General features: G+C 53.1%; 2 protein-coding genes. Both read left to right on the top strand.

Annotation, left to right across the window (positions count from 1 at the left end):
• The first annotated feature begins 77 nt into the window (after positions 1-77).
• Entirely contained in the window at positions 78-404 is a 327-nt protein-coding gene (locus H6F43_RS00990; protein ID WP_190340166.1) for a thioredoxin family protein, read from the top strand.
• Between the two features lie 146 nt (positions 405-550).
• Positions 551-1,726, top strand: coding sequence for an LL-diaminopimelate aminotransferase (locus H6F43_RS00985; RefSeq protein ID WP_190340165.1), 1,176 nt, complete (start codon positions 551-553; stop codon positions 1,724-1,726).
• Positions 1,727-1,985: the final 259 nt, after the last annotated feature.

Here is a 1,985-nt window from a genome sequence, read left to right as displayed (position 1 = left end):
CTCCGTTTGCTTCGGGCACCAAAACGGGACAGAATACAAAAGTGTGACCGTTTACAGGTGTTGTTTGAGAAGCGATTATGAGTAGTGTAGTCACGATCACAGACGCTGAATTCGAGACTGAAGTTCTGCAAGAAGCAAAGCCTGTATTGGCGTATTTCTGGGCATCGTGGTGTGGTCCCTGCCGCTTGATGGCTCCGATTATGGACAGCTTGGCATCGACCTACAGCGATCGCCTCAAAATCGTCAAGCTTGAGGTTGATCCCAATCCAGACTCCGTTGCCAAATACAAAGTCGAAGGGGTTCCAGCATTTCGACTGTTTCGAGCCGGAGACGTGGTGGAAGCCTCCGAAGGCGCAGTCACGAGGCAAAAACTCGAAGAGATGCTAAGTTCACAGTTGAACTAGGAACTCGGTCAGAACTAGACTAAACATCTTAACGGCTTTAGCAAATCGCTGTTAGCCGTTAGGATGTTAGCCGTTAGAGGTCTGATTGCAAGATTATGTCTGCAACGCGCTACGATCGACCTAGCAGATGTTCATCATCAATCGCCATGCATTTCGCCACTCGCCTTGCCCCCCTCCGCTCCAACGTTTTTGCCGACATGGATCAGGCAAAAGCCAGGGCAACTGCTGCTGGTCGAGACATCATTGATTTATCGCTCGGGTCGTCGGATTTGCCTGCTCAACCGCATGTGCTGGAGGCGATCGCGCAATCTCTCCCTGACCCTAGCACTCACGGCTATTTGCTGTTTCACGGTACGAAAGCGTTCCGGCAGGCGGCAGCACAGTGGTACACGCAGAAGTTTGGTGTTGCAGTCGATCCAGAAACGGAAGTGTTACCGCTGATTGGCTCTCAGGAAGGAACAGCGCATTTGCCGCTTGCCGTGCTAAATCCAGGGGACTTTGCACTACTGCTCGATCCGGGTTATCCGTCTCACATAGGTGGAGTTCATCTGGCTAGCGGGCAAGTGTACCCGATGCCGATGCACGCCGATCGCGGCTTTTTACCCGTGCTAGAGGACGTGCCGCCCTATGTGTTGCAGCAGGCACGAATGATGGTGCTGAGCTATCCGCACAATCCTACAGCAGCAATGGCTCCGCTGTCGTTTTTTCAGGAAGCCGTCGCGTTTTGTCGGCAGCACAATCTGGTGCTGGTTCACGATTTTCCCTACGCCGATTTAGTGTTTGAGGGTACAGCTCCTTCAGTGCTGCAAGCCGACCCAGAGAAGACGGTGTCGATCGAGTTCTTCACCATGTCCAAGTCTTACAACATGGGCGGCTTCCGAGTCGGGTACGCGATCGGCAATGCAGAGCTAATCCGCGCGCTCCGGTTGGTAAAGGCGGCGATCGATTTCAACCAGTATCGAGGAATTTTGAATGGGGCGATCGCGGCGTTAAGTGGACCCCAAGACGGCGTGCAATTGGCCGTAGAGACGTTTCGTCAACGGCGCGATGCGTTTATTTCCGCACTGCATCGCATTGGGTGGCAAGCACCGCGACCGGATGCAACGATGTACGTCTGGGCGAAACTGCCGGAACCGTGGACGGCGCGATCGATTGAGTTCTCGGTTCAGTTAGTTGAAGCCACTGGAGTTGCCGTTTCTCCAGGTGCCGGATTTGGCAAAGCAGGAGAGGGCTACGTCCGGTTCGCGCTTGTTCATGATCCAGCAGTGCTGGAACAGGCGGTCGATCGGATTGCTCATTTTCTGAGTGCAAAGGCAAATTAAGAAGTCTCTGAAGCGCGGATCGATCCCTCTGTGGATACTAGATATTTGCTGCAAGCTACCTACAGTGAGAGGTATGTTGCTTAGTTAGGTGGGTTATGGCAGCTGCAATCACACAAACTAGCTTAGACTCAACGATCGCGGCGTTACGAGGTGGGCTGACCTGTATTCCGTTACAGGCAGCAGTTCAAATGCTAAGTCAGTGGCAGGACGAACTAGCAGGAACCGAGCTTTCTAGTCAATTAGGTGCCCTAAAAACGTC

Source organism: Leptolyngbya sp. FACHB-36 (genome assembly GCF_014695955.1).
Lineage (GTDB): Bacteria > Cyanobacteriota > Cyanobacteriia > Leptolyngbyales > Leptolyngbyaceae > FACHB-36.
Note: the sequence above shows the minus strand (reverse complement) of the source record. Positions and strands in the feature narration are given on the sequence as shown.

Bases quoted from the DNA above. Each gene is read 5' to 3' on its own strand.
- H6F43_RS00990 (WP_190340166.1), top strand. From the start codon at position 78: ATGAGTAGTGTAGTCACGATCACAGACGCTGAATTCGAGACTGAAGTT.
- H6F43_RS00985 (WP_190340165.1), top strand. From the start codon at position 551: ATGCATTTCGCCACTCGCCTTGCCCCCCTCCGCTCCAACGTTTTTGCC.